The organism is Methylobacterium sp. BTF04 (genome assembly GCF_010692745.1).
In the GTDB taxonomy this organism is placed as follows: domain Bacteria; phylum Pseudomonadota; class Alphaproteobacteria; order Rhizobiales; family Beijerinckiaceae; genus Methylobacterium.
The window spans coordinates 1-17,455 of sequence record NZ_JAAHTB010000057.1; the positions used below are offsets into that span (position 1 = coordinate 1).

A 17,455-nucleotide genomic window follows, 5' to 3' on the forward strand; every position below is an offset into this window, starting at 1 on the left:
ACTGCTCAGACCAGCGGATCATAAGCCACTTGCGGACGGGGCGGGCCATACGTTTCCGCCGTGCGCCGAGCGATTGGCTTTGACGTAGCTGCTGTCGATGGCCGCCGCGTCACCGGCCCATCCAGACTTGGCCAGATCAGCCAGCATCGCTTTCCAGAAGCCGCGCCGGGACCAGCGATTGAAGCGGTAGGAGACCGTGGTGCGCTTGCCATACGCCGACGGGCAGTCGCGCTAGCGACAGCCGGACGTCAGCACGTGCACGATGCCGGAGATGATCTGTCGGTCGTCCCTGCGCTCGGGGCCGGGCTGGCTTTTTGCCATGAACGGTTCGATCACCGCCCATTGTTCATCCGAGAGCCAAAACAGGTCCGCCATCGTCGCCCCCAGGCTGAAAACGACGGCCAAAATTCGCAAAACCTAACCCAGAACAACGCCTTGATGCGGTTCACACCCAAGAGTGAAGGGCATTTCATCGTCTGGCATAAATGGCACAGCGGGATTTTTTCCCTATTTTTACGCAACTTTCGCGTGAAGGCGACGTTAGTGGTGCTTGTTAACAACGGTGTGTGTGCTAAATTTTTTTTATCGTTTATAGATATAGGTGAGCATTTTGCGTCCAATTTCGGCCGATGGCTTTGAGCCACCGAGAGATACGTCGGCTGGTGCCGCGCCAATGCTTCAGTGGCTCAGGATCGATGACTTAGTTGTTGATACTTCGTATCAGAGACCGATCGTTGGACGTGGACGAATTAACGTTTCGAGGATCGCTAGAGATTTTAATTGGACGTTCTTTGCTCCCGTCGTTGTGTCTCCGGTAGAGGGTGGCAAGTTCGCGATCATAGATGGACAGCATCGAACGACCGCCGCTGCCGTTTGTGGCTTCGATAGTGTTCCATGCCAAGTCGTTATTGCTGCGCAAGGTGAGCAAGCCGCTGCCTTTAAGGCGATCAACGGCGTCATCACTCCCATAACACCCATGGCGCTGTATGCGGCCGCGCTCATCGCGCGTGAGGACTGGGCAATCGAGATAACCGGCATCTGCGACGAGGCGGATGTAAGCCTCCTCCGCTATCCGATCGCGACTGATCGGCAGGTTCCTGGACAAACGATGGCCGTTGGTGCACTTCGCGCCTGCCTTCGGCGCTATCGCCACCGCAACCTTGTGATCGCTTTGCGGTGTATTACGCAAACCGACAACAACAAGCCAGGCATGCTTTCGGCCCGTCTCATCAAAGCGTTGTGCGAGTCGGTTTCCAGCTTCTCTGACCTGCCGGGTTACGAGGAACGCGTTCTCGAGGCCGCTAAAGACATCGATATTGAGCACCTTCTATCAGATATATCGAGCCGGCTGAGCTACGACGAGAAGGGGCCTACAAGCTCACTTGCAGAAGAGCTGCGTAAGAATTTCGCACGATTGTTAAGCCACGCGAATAGCGACCAACATCTTCACGTCACGCAAAGAAAGTAGATAGAAGCACACTTCGGCGAACTTATTCTGTGTAGCGTTCCGGATATAATCGGACGTACCGACGATGAAAATCGGTTGGTTCGCCAACGACTAGAAGGGCTCTTACTAGCATCGGCATCGCTTTTTCGGACAACGAGGGTCGTGTGTTTAAAACGAGTTGCAAAAGCTTCGGTGCTCGTTCACTTGTTCGAAGGCTGGAATTCATATTCCAGTCTTAATTCGATTTCTACCGTGTCCCCCGGCTGAAGTTCTGCGTCTTCGTCCACGTGAATCACTTCGACCCCAGAGGGACCATGCCGATGCAACACAGCCTGAGGCTTTCCGCCGGTTCCGCGGACGAGCTGAGACCTTACGACACCGGTATATAGGAGCTTTTCGCCAACGGCCGAAAGCTTGGTGCGGGTCTGAGCGAGCTTGATAGTTGCATCTTGGAGTTCCCGCGTCAGGTCTGACCTCCGTTGATCGGCCAATCGCACGACACTCCGCTCGGCTTCGAGGCGGTCGCGTTTAGATTTTTCGACCTCAACGCCTACCTGAAGGGCGCGGGTCGAGGTGGTGAGACTTAAGCGGCGGGTTTCCACCGCTCGCGTAAGCGGAACGACACCGCGTTTGTTGAGCTCCGAAATCCGCTCGATCTCATCGGTATCAAACTTTGCCGCTTCGGTTTCTTTTCGGAACTGATCCTGAATTGCAATGAGCCGCTCGTCAGTGATGCGCTGCGCCTCCTTCAAAAATCCAACCTCTTTTTTATAGTCGTCGAGGCGTGACTTCAGCAAATCCTGTTCGATTTGAGCGATCTGTTCCTGGACACGGCTCGGTATCGGAAGCTTTTCGAGACTTGCGGTGTCGATTTGCGTCTTGCCATCCAACTCGGCCCGAAGTCGAGCGATTGTGCTTTGACCCTGTGCAAGGTCGACCCAAAGATTCTCGTATTCGCCCCTGAGATCCGCGGTTGCCAGTATCGGGCTTTCCATGCGGAAGCGCTGCAGATCGTACCCTCCCGCCAGAGAAACTGCTTGGCGGACACTCATACCTGGCGAATAGCGCTGTTCGCCCGGCTTACTGACGTCACCTATGATATAGACTGGTCGATATTCGGCCATAACCAAGGAAATCTCGCCCGGGGCCACTACGGTTTGCTGTTCACCCGACGGTGTGCGGATATTCAACGACAGCTTTGGCAACATTTCGCGTATTTTCTCACGGACCTCTGCAAGCGTCTTTCCGCGAGCCTGAATATCTCCCATGAGAGGGACCGAAATGTCTCCGTCGATCATGATAGTGAGTCGTTGGCGGAGTTCGGGAATGCCGGCGACCGATAGTTCAAGCACCTCGCCCGGCTGAAGCTTGTATTCGGCGGCGCGAGCGTGCGGCACCCAACTGGGCCACAGACCTGCTACAAGCGCGCCGAACAGGACAGTCCAGCGCACACGCGCCGTGCGTAGGGTCTTCATCTGGAATCGGCCGCTGGTTGGTTCGGCACGCCGTGGATCGATGGACTTTATGCACTCTGGATCTCTGCATCCGCCATTGGCATCGACGTCCGGCAGGGACGGACTGTATCGAGAATCACAGATTTCCATTGATCCTGATCGTAGCGTTGTAATGTTCAGTCGGAATGATGATCGAGCGGGCGTAAGGCACCCTATCGTTCACGCCATGTCTTCGCGATTTGATCGGTCAGAGGCTTGGTGAGGTAGGACAGCACCGTCCGCTCGCCGATCTGCATGAAGGTCTCGACGGGCATGCCGGGGACGAGCCGCAGGCCCTTGAGGCGGGCTTTCTGGTCATCGGGAATTTGGATACGGGCGGTGTAGTAGCTCATGCCTGTTTTGGCGTCCTGGGTCACGTCTGCAGCGACGCGGGAGACCTCGCCTTCGATCTCGGGGGTCGTCCGCATGTTGAACGCCGAGAAACGGAGGAGGGCCTTCTGTTCGACGCGTACGTTGTCGATGTCCTGAGGCTGGATCTTCACGTCGACGACGAGTTGATCGGCCTCGGGCACGATCAGCATCGCCGGTTCGCTTGGAACGACGAGACCGCCGATCGTATGGACCGTGAGCTGATGAACCGTTCCGTCCTGTGGCGCCCGCATGTCGATCCGCTTGAGCTGGTCCTGCGCGGCGACTTTCTTCTCACTGTATTCAGACCACTTGCCGCGGATTTCCGCGAGATCCTTCCCGGACTCGGTGCGCAGGTCTTGGTCGACCTGAATGATTTGAAGCTCGATTTCCGTGATTTTGCCCTGGGCCGACGCGATCGATGCTGAAAGTTGGCCGCGCTCACCCTCGAGTCGAGCTGCATCACGCTCGAGCGAGGTGACGCGCGAGTAGGGCACCAGATTCTTGGCGAAAAGCTCATGAACGCCCCGGAGTTCCTGAGTGATGAGACTGATCTCGCGGTCCTTCGCGAAAATTTGCTTGGTCAAACCTTTCGTCTCCTGCCGGAGCTGATCGATTCGTTCGCGTAACTGTGACTTCTGTCCTTCGCGGCCGGTCAGCTTGGTAGTAAAAAGCCTTGCTTCGCCTTCCAGTAAGCGTGCCACCGACAGATCGGTCTTCGTGCGTTCAGCCAGTTCTGGAGGGAAGACGACCGTCTGGCTGCCGTCTCGTTCGGCCTCATCGCGTGCGCGGCGGGCCGCCAATTCGTCCATTGCCTTCAGAATGATCTCGAGATTGGATCGGGTCTGGGTCTCGTCGAGACGGATCAGGATATCGCCGGCTCGTACCCGCGATCCTTCGCGGACGAGCAATTCGCCGACGACGCCGCCGGTGGGATGCTGCACCTTCTTTACATCGGATTCGACCACCAATTGCCCCGGCGCAATCACCGCTGCCGAGATGGAGGTGAAGACAGCCCACCCCGCGACGCCGACGACGAGCGCTGCCCACAAGATCGCAAGGAGGACCATGTGGCGGCGGATCGACTTCTCGGCGCGGGGTAGCGGGAGCTGAACGGTCGGCCGCGGGCGCGCGATGCGGACGACGGCCGTACCTGACTGGATCGGTGCAAGACTGGTCGCGGACATCACGCGCTTTCTTGGAGTGACAAGGAACCGGGCACAGGTTCGGCCCTCAGTTGAACGGTCGGTCTGGGCCGCGGCCCATCGGCGTCCGCCTCGGCCGTTTCCCCTGCAGATGCCGGCTTCAGGACACGCCTCAGAACCTCGTCCTTGGGGCCGAAGGCTTGAATGCGTCCCTCGGAGATCAGCATCACCATGTCGAGGGCAGCCAGAGCGCTCGGGCGGTGCGCGACGACCACGCAGACGCCTCCGCGTTTGCGTACGCTGATGATCGCGTCCGTCAGCGCGCTCTCGCCTTCATGGTCGAGGTTGGCGTTCGGCTCGTCGAGCACGACGAGGAAGGGATCGCCATAGAGTGCGCGGGCGAGCCCGATTCGCTGGCGTTGACCGGCCGACAACCCTAACCCGCCTTCTCCGATAACCGTCTCATACCCCTCGGACAGCCGAAGGATCAGCGAGTGGACTCCCGCTGCCTGTGCGGCAGCGATAATTAATTCCGAGGTGGCACCGGGTTCGAAACGGGCGATGTTCTCTGCGATGGTGCCGCCGAAGAGCTCCACCTCTTGCGGCAGGAAGCCGATATGGGGACCGAGCTCGCTCGACGTCCATTGGTCGAGAGCGGCTTCGTCGATCCGGACCGTTCCGTGCGCGCAAGGCCAGATCCCGACCATTGCGCGGACCAACGAAGATTTTCCGGAGGCCGACGGGCCGATGATCCCGACACCTTGGCCCGCCTGAAGGGCAAACGTCGCGCCATGAACGACAATGCGTCGCGAGCCGGGCGGCGCGATGCTCACGTTCTCGACGGAGATAACCTGACTCGGAACCGGAAGCGCCTGGAGTTCCGGTTCGGGAGCGTTCTTGTTCAAGATCTCCGAAAGACGCTTCCAGGATTGACGGGCTTGGATGAACCCCTTCCAGTTGCCGATGACCGTCTCGGCGGGCGCAAGTGCCCGTGCGACGAGGATCGAACTTGCGATGATTACTCCGCCGGTGGCGAGATTGTTGATGACGAGATAGGCGCCGAGGGCCAACACGCCCGATTGCAGGCACATGCGGAACACCTTGGTGAGCGATGCGATGCTGCCGCCTACATCCGCGACCTGCTGCTGGATCGCAAGATATTCCCGATTGGCTTTGGCCCAGCGCGCACCGAATTGCCGGCGCATCCCCATCGCCGCCAGGACCTCGGCATTCCGACGTCCGGCTTCCGCAAGAAGATACCGACGCGAGCCGTACTGCACGCTCGCCTTGATCTGCTTACTAGTCGTCCAATCGCTGAGCAAAGTCAGAAGGAATAGAACCACGAGGCCTGCGACCGCGGCCACGCCGATCAGCGGATGAAACAGAGAGCAAATCACGATATAAATCGGCATCCAGGGCAGGTCGAAAAACGCGCTTGGACCTGGACCGGCCAGAAAAGAGCGGAGCTGATCGAAGTCGCGCATGGGCAGCGAGCCGTCATGATCGGACGGCCCGGTAAGGGGCGCGCGCGCCAGAACGTCGAAGACCCGATGGGCAATTGCCTCGTCGAGCGTCCCTGATATTCGGCCGAGGACACGCGTGCGTAAAGTCTCGAAAAGGCCTTGGAAGGTGTAGAGAACGATCGCCAATACGCCGAGCCCGATCAGCGTCGGAAGAGACCGGCTTGGGATGACTCGGTCATAAACTTCGAGCATAAAGAATGATCCTGTCAAATACAGGATATTAATTAACCCACTTGTAATAGCGACGAACAAAAAAGCTAAGCGGCATTTGCTGATAGCATCCGTTATTTCACGAGTGCTCGTCGTTTTGTACACTGCAATTGCCTTGTTCTAATCTTCAGTTCGCACAATCGGACAAGCGGCTCGATTCCAGAAAAGGTCGATCGGACCGTTGGCCATATGGCGCCCGACAGTCTGGCCCCGAACCCCGGTCGTGGACCCACGATCAGATCCGATCCCTGACTTTAGGCAGGGCGTAACCGATTTTCGAACAAATGCTGATGCCTCGCGACGTCTACAAGCAAATGCCGGCTGATGCCTGAGGCGAACATCGTGTAAGCGCGAATGATGAACAAAACAGCGCGGCGTAGTTTGTCCTCGAAGTGGCCAAAATAGGGCATTCGACAAAACATAGATAAATCATTTTCAGCCCATCAGCGACGGGCCAGAAAAATGATCTGCAATCGGATGCTGGACTGTATCGAGACCCCTCGGTGTCGTCGGCTTCGTGGTTTTCTCAGGGCGCGGAGGCTGTTGTCGCGCGGCCTCCCAACGTACCGGTCACGCAGAGGCTTGCCGCGACAGGAAAGTGTCTACCGCCATCTTTAGAAAACCGGCCGACCAACTCACGTGCATGGCCGCAGCAGCGACGCCCATACCCAGCACGGCCGGATCGCGGGTCCGGAGTGAGGCGAACACCGCCCATGCCGAGTAGAGGCCGACATAGCCCAGCGGTACGAGCAGGGCCGCCGGGATGACCGGCGCGGCGAGCACGCTAGCAAAAGCCGAACTGCTAACGAGAAGCGGTGCGAGTTGGCGAACTTTTGGGCGGCTCCGGTGCGCGAGCATGTTTCGCGCTCGACCGCGTCCGTAATTGAAGTATTGCTTCGCCAAGCTTTTGATTTCGCTGCGCGGATAATAGTTGATCGTCGCTTCCGAGCAAAGCCAGATGCGTCCCCCGGCAGCTCCTGCCCGGATATCGAACTCGGCATCTTCGTTATGGGTGAAGGTCTCGTTGTAGCCGCCCAGTTCAAGAAAGAACGACCGGCAAAACGCGGCATGGTGGCCATGATCTACCATTCGCGACGTCGTGTTTCGCCGATGTGCCGAACCGCCATTGCCGAGGAGGCTGTTCTGGGCTGCCGCCACCGCGCGCTGGAACGGCTGCATTCCGACCGTACGCAGCGAAACTACGACCGAATCCGCCACGTTGTCGCGAAGCGCGGCAACACATTGCGAGACGAAATCCGTCGGGTAATCCGCATGGGCGTCCGCTCGTACGAGGATTTCGCCTGGTAGGGCGGAAGCCGCGACAAGATTGACGGCGACGGACTGGATGCGCTGCGGATTATCGATCAAGCGAACGAGGCGATGTTTGCCGCACAGATCCAACGCAATCTGACGGGTTGAATCCGAACTTCCGCCATCAACGATGACGATCGACTGGATTAGGCGATAGTCCTGATCGAGTAAGGCGTCGATGCATTTGGCGAGATAGCGTTCTTCGTTCAGAACTGGAACGACAATGATGACACCGTTCTCGATTTCAATCACTTTGACGCTCCGCTCCGCAACTAAATATCGTTTACGGTTTAGTAATAAATGCGTCAATACCTCTGCTGAAGCTTGGATTTAAAAACCTTTTAGGTAAAAAATTCGAAACAGATTTACTAAATACAGACAATCAAATTATAGAACTTTACAATATTAGATAGGCCGCTTTTGCTTGAAATGGTGCGATCGAACGTGATCGGCTAGCCAGGGCCATAAGCCCTAAGCACGATCGGAAGACGCCCATCGATCTAGCGAAATGACGCCGAACCTCCGCCGGTCCTGCGCTGCGGGTATTCTCGACGCAGCAGATGAGGCTTCAGGGGCCATAGACCGGCGCGGTTGATCGCGACGATACAGGACAAGGCCGTGCGGCTTTTCTGTCTCGTCGATTCGAAGGTGACAACCGGGTCGAACAAACTCTTCCTGCACCCGGCGCGGTAAATCCCGAGCAAGGCCGGATGCAGGGAGGATAAACGCACTTGTCGATAGCCGAGACTGGCAGCTATTTTATTTGGATGGCGACCGGATCCCCGATCGATCCTGTCGAAACAAATAAGGTGCGAATAGGCTCTAAGCGATGCCCGATCTTTAGTGCGCGTGCCGTCGGAGTTGTTCGAGACGAGCCAGCATGCGCTCTTGGAGCCTGACGATCGTACTCTCCGGACTGGCGGCCTCGACGCGTGATGCCAGTGCAACCATGGATTGCGCTGTTCGGTCTGGAGACATATCCAAAAGGCGATTTATAAGGCCGGTGCGCTTGATCCAGCCCTTTGCCTGATCGCGAAGACTTGGGGTCCGTTTCTCCGCTGTGCGCGTCTGCATCTCCTGCATTGCCATGCCATCGGTAATCACCACGCTATGTCCGAAAGGAGCCGGAGGACGCCCATGCCGCATGATACCGTCGGCACTCGGCGGCGGGACGAAGTTGATCGTCAGATCACGTCCGCAGGACAATGCCCAATCGAGCCATTTGGAGATCTGAAAGTTACCTGTGGTCGCGAATGGCGCCCACTCAATTCCATAGGTGTCGGCAAGAATGGCGCCATGCAGCGATTCCGTCAGGACGCATTGCGCATTCGCGATCCGCGCGATCACGGTCTCTGGCGAACCGCGCGGATCCAGCAGTTCAAATCCGGTAAGGCGTGCGACCTCGTCCCAACCGGGATCGTTCAGGCTTTGCCAATGCGGGATTACCAGCACGCCGCTTGTGCCCGCGCGCGCATGTGGAAAGCCCTTGGCCAGCGGGGTGAGGACCGCGCCGTCGGATATGGCGTGGTCAGGCGAAAGACCGAGGAGGCGCGCAGACAGCGGTCCGCGAACGCACCAATAGGTGACGTCGAGGTCAGCCCAGCGGCTGAGCGGATCGTTGCCCGCACCGGTGGAGAACACATTCAAGCGGGTCTGCGGTGTGCAGGGAAACCCGATGATCGTCCCAATGCCGATGAAGGCTTCGGTCGTGCTGTCGTCGAAGATTTCCGGAACAAAGTGCGGCCATAGCGCAGCGTTCAGATCGTCACCGAAATTAGGAACCGCCGATACGTAGTACTTCAGCTTCACGTCAGATTCCTGTTTTCCGTGCCGGGTGCCGATCGGTCTGCGCGAATGCATGCACTCGGGTTGGCAATACCGCTCGTTCCAGCGGTCGAACTGGCCTATCGGCCGATGCTCTCCCAAACACGAGTCCGTACGGCGCATACCTGGGCCTCGGCATCCGGCGTCGGGAAAAGAGCGGAGGGCAGATGCTCGTAGCAGGCCTCCGCCGCGAAGGCCGATCTGGCCACGGCAAGGGCAGCCTCCGCCAAGACGGTGCGCCTCTGCCGCTCGCCGAGAAGTTCGCACACGGCGGTGGCGAAGGCATCTGCTTCGTCTACGACGACGACGGCGCCCTCGACCAGGGCCTCCACACCCTCCACGGTCATCGATGTCGCCACAATCGCCTTCCCGAAGCCCATCGCTTCGATGAGCTTGATCTTCAGTCCGGATCCGACGGTGAGCGGAGAGATGACGATTGCCGTCGACTGATAGATCGGCGTGAGGTCCGCAACGACACCGAGGCAGGTGACGCCCGCGGGCAGGTCGACAAGTCCGCGTGCGACAGAGCCCACCAAGCGAAGGCGGGTGGTCGGGCACCGTTTCAGGATCGCAGGCCAGACCGATGTCAGGAACCAAGTGATCCCGATGATGTTGGGCGCAGTGTTGCTGCCGACGAAGAGGAGCGAGCCGTCGTCGCCCGGAGCGGCCTCGGCCACGACCGAGACGGCCATCGGCGCCAGGATGACGGATTGATTGGGCAAGCGGGCGCCAACAGTTTCGGCCTCTGCGCGCTGGATCGCTACGATTCCATCGGCCTGGGCCAGCAAGGCGTATTCCTCATCGGGATCAAGCAACGCGACCGAATCCAGGGCGCCGATCTTGTCGAAGCGCGAGACGCGGCTTGAGAAGAGATCGTGCATCACGATGAGCGCGCGTGCATCCGGCCTGAGCGTGTAGGATCGCGCGGGTGCTAGGAACGCATAGTCCAGCAGGATCGCGTCACTGCCTTTGCGCGCGCGGCGTGCCAGGAAGAGGCGGTCCTGCCGGGAGAGGGGTTGGCTGACGGCATAAGGGGCATTGGGGATCCGCCGGTGGGTGAGAATGCCGAAGCGGAGCAGCCTGTCTTCTGCCAGGGAGAGCAGGGCCCATGCCCAAATCCTGAGATCCCGGACAAGCATATAGCGCCCAACGCGAACGCTTCCGCGAACAACGAAGTCATCGAATGCCTCCTGCGTCTCCGTGACGATCCGCAGGAAGGGCCACCGGCCGAAGGTGGTCGGTGACGGCGAGAGATAGGTGACGCGATACCCGCGATGTCGAAGAAAGCGCGCGATGCTGATGAGGTAAGCGGAGCTTCCATTGGTGCCGCCCGCCACTCGCTGGCGGCTCAGCACCATCACGCCGGGGCGGCTGACAGCCGGTGCGGTGCGTCGTCCGATGAGGTGCAGTTGTCGGAGAAGGGAGGCTTTGAGCGGAAGCCGGAGCAACCAGAGCGCATCGGGGCAGGTCCGGACGGCATGGAGAACCCGTGACGGCGATCGCGCCTTGAGTCCCCCGACCAGGGACGCGAACGCGGCGGCTCGTCTCAGGGAGTGCAGTCGCTCCGCATGGGCCGCGAAGACTTCGGCACCGAGCGAAGCATGGTCGCGCATCAAGCGCGTTTCGGCCGCGATCAGGTGGTACGAATCGCCTTCGCCGAACCGGTGCGAAATCGATCCGCTATGCTTGCGATAGAAGTACAGCAGTTCCGGATAGATCCGGAAACGGCTTCCGGCGATCATCATGCGCAGCAGGAGATCGGAATCTTCACCGATCCGAAGGGTCTCATCGTAGCGCATCGCGCCGAGGGCCTGCCTGCGAATCATAGGCTTGCAATAGCCGAGGGAGGGCCGCGGGCCGTAGATCACGTTGGATCGAATGAATGAAGCGGGATCGACCCAGAACGGCGATCCGCCCGATTCCGGCAACATGGTCGAAATCGTGGAACTGCCATCGTCGAAAATTAGCAGATCGTCCGCGACGATATCCGCCCCGTCGGTGACGGCGGCTTTCAGGAGCACGCTCAGGCGTGTCGGATGAATCAAATCGTCATTGTCGACGATCGCGAGCCAATCACCACGCGCCGCATTTATCCCGCGATTTCGCGCCGCCGCGGGTCCGACATTGTCTTCTAGGGCAATGAGGCGAATCCGAGCGTCACGGTATCGATCAACAATTAAGACGCTGTCGTCAGGAGATTTATCGTCGATGATGATGAGTTCGAACTGGCGCAGGGTTTGCGCAAGGACGCTCTCGATCGCGTAGGCCAGATGGGCTCCGCCGCGATAATTCGCCATGATGACGGAGATCAGCGGCGTATCGTTCACTCGCGCAAATGCCTTTTCGCTAGATCCGTCAAGCGGGTGCTCCATTCGGACCGTATGCACGTCTTCATCCATGGCTCAGCTCGATCAGTAAGCTGTTGCGCCAACATACGCAGCCTCGGCTGTATGCCTGCAAGCAAGAAACATTGTGGAAGTCACGTACGCTCGGCCTGTCGCCGACGTCCCAGGCTCAGCGTGCGCCGGCTGGTCGCAAGCCGGCGATAGTGCATTCCAAGAAGTAAACCGAGGATCAGGACGAGTCCATCGTGTTGACGGGATAGGGCTCCATGCTTTGTGAGTTCCACGGCATGTAACGCCCGATCCGCGAACGTTGCTTAGTGTGACGGTTCGGATCGGCCCGATTGAAAATGACACCTAGTACGCGCGACGTATCGAACCGGTCACGCGAAATGCATTCCGCGAGATCCCGCTTGCTCGGTCGATCGAAGCCGACAACCATCAAGTATTCATCGATGAGCTCATCAGTCCCGCGAACATCCGAAAAATCGAGCGCCGGCGGATAGTCAACAATGATAAAATCATAGGACGATCTTAGCGTTTTCAGTAAGGCGACGTTGTTCGGCGACCGCAGGACATCCGACGTGTGTTCGACTTGTTCTTCCATCACTGTCGGCAGAATCTGCAGTTTGGCGCCACGCGCTTGTATTGTCGTTACGCCTTGCAGAATGCCGGTATCGATCGTCTCGAGGAGTCCCACCTTGGCTTTCGGAGCGAGCGCGCGTGTGAGTGACGGATAACGAAGGTCATAGTCTAAAAGTAGAACTTTCCTGCCCGACAGTGCTAAGTAATGTGCAATGTTCGATGAAATCATCGTCTTCCCTTCGCCGGAAATCGCTGAGATCATTCCGATGACCCGACATCCAGCGCTGCGGCCTGAAGGGCGTTCGAGCAGCATCTTCACTTCCTGCATAGCCTCTGCCGTTCCAGACAGGGGGTGCATTACCGCGTCGACGAGCATCTCTTTCGAAATGACATGTTGCCTCAAACCGATTGCGACAAAGAATCTGGGCAGTACATCGCGGAGCGACTTGAACGTTTCTACGCGCGGGACGATGGCGATGCAGGGCAAACCGGTGACCTGCTCCACGGCTTGGGGAGTTCGTACGCTGCTGCGCACCAGCTCGCGAAGGAGCGCCAGCATCAAGCCGATGGCGGTGCCTCCCACGATCGCTAAGCCGAGAATGACCAGACCCTTGGGCCACGCTTTCCGCAACGGCGGCTTGGCTGACGATACAACGCGCGCTTCAGAGATCGGAAACGACTGATCCTGAACCGCCTGAGTATATTTTTGGAGAAAGCTTTCATACAAAGACCGATAGGTCTGAGACGAGCTTTCGAGCGATCTAAGCTCGACGCGGGATTGATTGCTAATTCCTGCGTCAGCGACCAATCCGTCAAGGCGCTTTTTGATCGATATTTCGCCAGCGAGAGCGACTTCATAGTCGCTGCTGTAGGCTTCCGCGATACGATTGAACTCGCTCCGCAGCGAACGCTGGATCTCCGCCATTTCGGCGCGCGCATTGGCAGCGGCAACATGGTTTACGCCATACTTTGACGTGATGTCGGCTTCACGTTTGGCGCTATCAAAGTATTGCTGGCGTAATCGAACTATGACAAGGTTCTGTGTGGAGTCTGTCACAGATCCATCGGTGATGTTCCTGTTGACGATGTCCTTGATGCGATCGTAGCGCGCCTTGGCTTCGGCCGTCTTTGCCTGCGCCACGATCAGACTTGCATTCAGATCGCCAACCTGGCGCTCACTCATCAAGCCCTTGTCGGTATCGACGATATTCGTTTTCGCTTTGTAGTCTTGAACGGCGCGGTCAGCAGCGGTGGCTTGGTCGCGAAGCTCCGACAATCTGCCCTCCAGCCAGGATCGTCCTCGCCGGGTGGTCTCGTATTTTGCTTCCAATTGATCCGCAATGAATCCGTCGGCGATTGCGTTCGCGTAGCGAGCTGATCGCTCGGCGTATGGCGTGCGGACAGACACTTCAATGATATTAGTAATTCCCACCCGTTTGACGGAATAAAGCAACATTAGTTTCTCGGCAGAGGACAATTCCGCCTGTTCCGGAGTGAAAGGCTTTCCGGTGTCAAAGATCGAGAATGCTGACCCGAAAAGAGATTGAAGGAAACCTTTCTCGTTCAACTCTTTTTCAACCGTTGGCCCAATCCGACGGATTGCAGCAAGGGCGGTCGTGTTTGACCTCAGAATCTCGGTTTGACTTTCGACGATTGCGTTCAGAACCTGCGCGTCAGTCGACGTGTTCTGCTGGCGGAACAACTCCGCTTGACGCAGGTCGATCAAAATATCTACAGTCGAGTCGAATTTTGGCGTTGCGATTGTTAGGTATAAAACTGCCAGAGACATAAGCAGCGACACCGACACAACTACGAAAATCCTGGACCTGCGCAAGAAAGCGAACGCAGACGGCATCCATGAAAAAGCTTCTACCGGCGCATTGCGGTCGGCATCTACGTAAGAGTTAGTGCCGCCTCTCATTCGAAGCATTCCGCGGTCCTGTCACGAGCCATGTAAAACTGAACAACATCATATCGACCGAGAAATCCAGTTAAATGGAATTCACCCGAGTTGCAACATGCTGCATCGCACTCACAAACTGAAAATTGTCTTTAGAAATATTCAACAATTCATTTTCATTGGCACTTTATTTTGTTCCCTTTAAACGTCGGGATTCGGTGCTCAAGTCGTTCGGGCATCGGGAATGCCTGCCCTCGCTGACGTGGCCTCAGAAGGCGGTGTCGGAGGATCTGACTTCCGCATTCGGCCTCACCGTCAGCGTCCATGGCGTCAGATGTTGGTGACCGCTGTCGATCGTCGTCGAGCGCAGTGCCACCGAAACTCAGCGAGCCGAAGTCGATCAGCAATTGGCTTTGTCTGCCCCTCGAAAAACGAAAGGCACGAAGTCGGGTGACTGGTTGGCCGATCTGCAGACGATCTTTCGGTTCGTTTCAGAGCGATGCTTGACTGATTGGCATGCGGTCATCCGCCGGTTTAGAACCCGGCGCTTGAACGCCGCCCTGCTAATAATCGAATTTCGTTAGATTTTGTCTTATAGGGCGCTCGCCGAGCGAATGACGAGGACATCGTTGCGGCCGGCCCGAAGAGGGAGCAGCCACGAATGGTCCGGGAGCTTCATGATCGCTTTGCGTTCAACCGTAGCGGTCAGCTTCGTAATTTGGGAGCCTTCGCGCGCATGCACAACACGGGTTGCGGGCGATCCGGCCGGGCATCCGACGTCAGCGTCAAATGTTCATCTAACGTCGGGGACGGCCGCACGTCACATAATGGTCAATCGGGGTCCCGCTGCACTGTCTCGTCGCAAAAAGGCGGTTGGGCCCCCGCGCTTAACACCGGATGTCTTCTACCAACGAGTTCTTCGATCCTGGCCTGAGCCCGGAATCAGGCGTTCTCTGCTGATGCTGCCGTAGCCACAGCCGTATTTGTAGAACAAGCATCCGCGGCGGTAGTCGATCCGCAGTGACTTTTGATCCAGCTCCTGTCGCGCCGAGAGGGTTAGCGCGTCGCGGATTTGGCCGGGCGACAACGTAGTTCCAGAGTCCGCCAGTGACGGACCGGATAACATTGAGCAGGAAACTAATATGAGAAACCTGGCAAAAACGATATTTGAGCGCATATTATATATATCTGACATATTCAATTTTCAATGTCAATGAGCATAAGTGTTGCCTATTCGATAGTCGGAATGTCTTGATGGCTTGTGACTTCAGTTGTCTTGATTAAATAGCACAGCATCATGACGCAGAGCCTAAATTTAACAGCGGCTTTTATAACGAATAGCGGCTGGTCGCCTTCTTTCAGACGTCGCCGACCTACTTCTCTCACCGTCACCTATCCATCGCACTCGTCGCGGGTCGAGTGTTTTTCCGATCGGATCCGCCAGACTTTTCGCGTCTGGTAAGGTTGGTAAGCGATAAGCGCCTCAGACAAAGTAAGTGTGTTAGGCGGCACGCTTGCAAGTTTTTCCGAGAATGCGAGCTTACGTAAAGAGTCAAAATTAAAAACCTAGGAAGACTGCAAAAATATAGCCTATTGCTGATATAAAACAAATTAAAAAATAAACTATTAGAAATCTAGAAAAATTTGATGTGCTATTTACTCTGCTGTAAACTTGTTCGGAGTCGGGATAACCTCCATTGCCGGCCTGAGCTGCGGCTAATCGCGAATATGGAAAATTATAGATTCCATCCGTCGCGTCGTCGTTTGAATTATCGGCTATCTCATGAATTATATAGGCCTTCCCTTTCGATTTGGAAGGAGAAGTCTTGTAAACTGTCATGGCTTGTACTGAAGGCTGGCGGTAATATGGATTGAGATCCTGCGATACGGCAATTGCGTTCACGTCATGATCATCTCGGCGAGTGAAAAATAGATTTCACGGTGTTTTTACTGATGATATTTCAACTTTGAGAGAAAAATTATTCGACTACTAATCGAGTGCTTCTCTATTGATTAGTGAATCATTAAGATGTCGGCTCTATCATAGCGTCTGGACGGATTGTCAATGGTGGCGCTCGTAACATTTCCCTCGGTGGCGCAGCCTGCTGATCTGCCCCTTGCGGATGGCCCAATCGTCGATTCTAACCGCTCGCAGCGGACCGATCGGTGGTAGCTTCATGCAATGGACGAGATGCAGCACTGTATCGGGGCTCATGGCCATCGCCAGATGCCCTGCGAGGCGAGCACTGGCTTCGCCACCCAGTGCGAGGTCCACCTGAGCCTGTGTCCGGGCGTGCCGACCGGTGCGTCGTGCGTCTGGTGGGAGAAGCCGCTGCAACAGTTCGACGAACGTGCGCCGTCGGCAGGCTGGATGGTGGCAGTAGAACACGGCGAATCTTTAGTCACAGCGTCACAGCCTCGCCAAAGCTCAGAGGATCGGCGAGGTGCCGAACGTATCGGCTATGGACTGCAGAGCTTGGCTCGCCGCAATCGGGACAGCAGCCACGATCCCGGCGAACATGGGCGAGGATGACGAGATGACCGGAGCGGCGGACGACTTGGTCAACGATGCAGCCCGGGAGGGATGAAGACAAGATCATTCCTATTATGAATCAGCCCATCGGCACCGCGTCGCCGTGCCCCTTCCCACGTAAACTGCGGGATAATCGTGAAGTCGGGGGAAGATCACGGTGCTCAGAAGCGTTCCTGCCCGCGCTTTAACCCCGGCCGACATTGGTGTCAGGAGTTCGCCCAGGCGAGAGCCAGAATGCCGCTTGTGAACATCCCGTACGTAAGCAAGACGGCCACAACTTCGCGGTGCTGCCGAAGGGTGGTGCGAAAAACGATCAGCATGGGTCTGGACCAAGAAGCAGTTGTGCTCCCTCCGTTTGACCCAAATGCGAGACCTCAGCGTGCGGAACAAAGGGAAAACTTCAGCTGTCGCTTGGGGTCACATTGCCGTTGTGAGCGTTTACCCAGCACCGAGCGGAAGGTTCTCGCTCGAAAAGCTGTTTTGACCCTATCTTAAGGAAGCGACAATGAGGCGACAATGACTGTGCGCGTTTACCCTGACGTGAACACCAGCTCAGCCAGTGCCGACCCTGCCAACGCGCCAATACACCGGCAGGAGCAAGATGTGAACACTATCGATCAGCTCAGCAGTGTCGTCCTGCTGGGCCTTGTCGTTTTGGGAGCTGTCGCGGTCGATATGCTGATCGCCCTGATCATTGCAGAAAAAGCACTGGCTGAAACTAGATGTTTGGTCCCGGTATTTGGTGGAGCGGGTTTGACCTGAAGCGGGAAGGC

At 57.1% G+C, this 17,455-nt stretch carries 9 protein-coding genes and 2 pseudogenes; 1 reads left to right on the top strand and 10 read right to left on the bottom strand.

Features of this window, described 5'->3' with window-relative positions; genetic code table 11:
- Positions 1-54 precede the first annotated feature (54 nt).
- Positions 55-375, bottom strand: a pseudogene (locus G3T14_RS20965) (transposase); the annotation flags it as partial.
- 298 nt (positions 376-673) lie between these two features.
- Here G3T14_RS20965 and G3T14_RS20970 point away from each other — a divergent pair.
- The gene (locus G3T14_RS20970; protein ID WP_163644475.1) at positions 674-1,468 is read left to right on the top strand and encodes a ParB N-terminal domain-containing protein; all 795 of its coding nucleotides are present in this window, start codon (positions 674-676) and stop codon (positions 1,466-1,468) included.
- Between the two features lie 179 nt (positions 1,469-1,647).
- Here the strand turns inward: G3T14_RS20970 and G3T14_RS20975 are convergent, their stop codons facing one another.
- The 9 genes and pseudogenes from G3T14_RS20975 to G3T14_RS24775 all read right to left on the bottom strand — a co-directional run.
- Positions 1,648-2,922, bottom strand: a complete 1,275-nt coding sequence (locus G3T14_RS20975; protein WP_163644476.1) for a polysaccharide biosynthesis/export family protein — start codon at positions 2,920-2,922, stop codon at positions 1,648-1,650.
- Between the two features lie 191 nt (positions 2,923-3,113).
- The gene (locus G3T14_RS20980; protein ID WP_246733470.1) at positions 3,114-4,379 is read right to left on the bottom strand and encodes an HlyD family type I secretion periplasmic adaptor subunit; all 1,266 of its coding nucleotides are present in this window, start codon (positions 4,377-4,379) and stop codon (positions 3,114-3,116) included.
- Between the two features lie 116 nt (positions 4,380-4,495).
- The gene (locus G3T14_RS20985) at positions 4,496-6,265 is read right to left on the bottom strand and encodes a type I secretion system permease/ATPase (protein WP_348645318.1); all 1,770 of its coding nucleotides are present in this window, start codon (positions 6,263-6,265) and stop codon (positions 4,496-4,498) included.
- Positions 6,266-6,757: 492 nt separating this feature from the next.
- Positions 6,758-7,750, bottom strand: coding sequence for a glycosyltransferase family 2 protein (locus tag G3T14_RS20990; protein ID WP_163644479.1), 993 nt, complete (start codon positions 7,748-7,750; stop codon positions 6,758-6,760).
- 588 nt (positions 7,751-8,338) lie between these two features.
- The gene (locus G3T14_RS20995) at positions 8,339-9,307 is read right to left on the bottom strand and encodes a polysaccharide pyruvyl transferase family protein (protein ID WP_163644480.1); all 969 of its coding nucleotides are present in this window, start codon (positions 9,305-9,307) and stop codon (positions 8,339-8,341) included.
- A gap of 95 nt (positions 9,308-9,402) precedes the next feature.
- The gene (locus tag G3T14_RS21000) at positions 9,403-11,721 is read right to left on the bottom strand and encodes a glycosyltransferase (protein WP_163644481.1); all 2,319 of its coding nucleotides are present in this window, start codon (positions 11,719-11,721) and stop codon (positions 9,403-9,405) included.
- A gap of 175 nt (positions 11,722-11,896) precedes the next feature.
- Positions 11,897-14,056, bottom strand: coding sequence for an AAA family ATPase (locus G3T14_RS25575; RefSeq protein WP_163644482.1), 2,160 nt, complete (start codon positions 14,054-14,056; stop codon positions 11,897-11,899).
- Between the two features lie 2,203 nt (positions 14,057-16,259).
- Positions 16,260-16,749: pseudogene (locus G3T14_RS25160) on the bottom strand (transposase family protein); the annotation flags it as partial.
- 485 nt (positions 16,750-17,234) lie between these two features.
- On the bottom strand, positions 17,235-17,455 hold a 221-nt coding region (locus G3T14_RS24775), incomplete at its 5' end, for a hypothetical protein (RefSeq protein ID WP_204262979.1).